Annotated in this window: 2 protein-coding genes; both read left to right on the top strand. The window is 71.4% G+C overall.

The annotated features are described in order from the left end of the window. Nucleotides 1-151 precede the first annotated feature (151 nt). Complete coding sequence (locus AC4IJH_RS43485; RefSeq protein ID WP_490857559.1) at nucleotides 152-820, top strand: response regulator; 669 nt, start codon at nucleotides 152-154, stop codon at nucleotides 818-820. Between the two features lie 190 nt (nucleotides 821-1,010). Then, nucleotides 1,011-1,639, top strand: a 629-nt coding sequence (locus AC4IJH_RS43480; RefSeq protein WP_490857558.1) for a cellulose binding domain-containing protein, incomplete at its 3' end; no start/stop codon positions are given.

The following is a 1,639-nucleotide window of genomic DNA, read 5'->3' as shown; positions in this document are numbered from 1 at the left end:
CGCTGCGAGCGAATCATCGAAAGGTGCGCGCGGTGCGAAGGCGAGCCCGCCGACCGTAGGGAGGCTGGCGCATGAGCGAGCGCTGCGAGCGAATCATCGAAAGGTGCGCGCGGTGCGAAGGCGAGCCCGCCGACCGTAGGGAGGCTGGCGCATGAGCACGCGGGTGGTCGTCGCCGAGGACCAGTCCGCCGTACGCGCGGGGCTGGTCCTCATCCTGCGCAGTGCCCCCGGCATCGAGGTGGTCGGGGAGGCGGCGGACGGCGAGGAGGCGGTGCGGCTGGCCCGCGAACTGCGCCCGGACCTGGTGCTGATGGACATACAGATGCCGCGCATGGACGGTGTGACGGCGACCGGGCTGATCAGCTCGGAGCAGCTGGCGGACGTCTTGGTGCTGACCACCTTCGACCTGGACGAGTACGTCTTCGGGGCGCTGCGGGCGGGCGCCGCGGGCTTCCTGCTCAAGGACAGCGACGCGGCCACCCTCATCGACGCCGTACGTACGGTGGCCGCGGGCGAGGGTCTGATCGCGCCGTCCGTGACCCGCCGGCTGATCGCGGAGTTCGCGGGGGCCGGAAGCGCTCGGCAGCACCGCCGCGCCGAGGCGCCGGACCTGTCCGTGCTCGACGCCCTGACCCGCCGCGAGCGCGAGGTGCTCGGCTGCCTGGGCGAGGGCCTGTCCAACGCGGAGATCGCGCTCCGGCTGGAGATGGCGGAGGCCACCGTCAAGACCCATGTGAGCCGGATGCTGGGCAAGCTGGAGCTGCGCAGCCGGGTCCAAGCGGCCGTACTCGCACAGGAGTTGGGCATCAGCGGCCGCTGAGCGGGCCGGGTGCGGGCGGGTGAGACGGAGCCGGGACGGGGCATCTCTCCCACTTGGTCCAGACCTCTTGACCCCAGGTCTGGACCTTTTTAATCTCCCCTTCACACAGCGGTGAGCGCGCCCCACAGCGCTCACCGGGCGACGCAGGTTCCCCCCTTCGCTTTCCCACCCCCGACACTGGGAGCACCCCGTGAGACCCGGAACCTCCAAACGCACCACGCACGCCCGACACAGAGCCCTGGCGGCCCTCACCGCACTCCTCCTGCCCCTGGCGGCCGTCGTCGGCCTGGCCACCGAGGCACACGCCGCCGAGTCCGCCACCGCCACGTACACCAAGGTGTCCGACTGGGGTACCGGCTTCGAGGGGAAGTGGACGGTCAAGAACACCGGCACCACCACCATCAACGGCTGGACCGTGGAGTGGGACTTCCCCGCCGGCACCTCCACCAACTCCGCCTGGGACGCGGCCCTGACCCGCTCCGGCGACCACTACACCGCCAAGAACCTCAGCTGGAACGGCACCCTGGCCCCCGGCGCCTCCACCAGCTTCGGCTTCAACGGCACCGGCTCCGGCGCCCCGGCCGGCTGCAAGATCAACGGCAGCTCCTGCGACGGCTCGCAGCCCGGCGACACCCCGCCCTCGGCCCCCGGCAAGCCCACCGCGAGCAACATCACCGACACCTCCGTCCGCCTCGCCTGGAGCGCGGCCACCGACGACAAGGGCGTCAAGAACTACGACGTGCTGCGCGACGGCACCAAGGTCGCCACGGTCGAAAAGCTCGCCTACACCGACTCCGGCCTCACCGCGGGGACGACCTA

The organism is Streptomyces sp. UF-297, assembly GCF_058245575.1.
The sequence above is the reverse complement of the archived record's forward strand: the minus strand, read 5'-3'. Positions and strand labels throughout refer to the sequence as shown.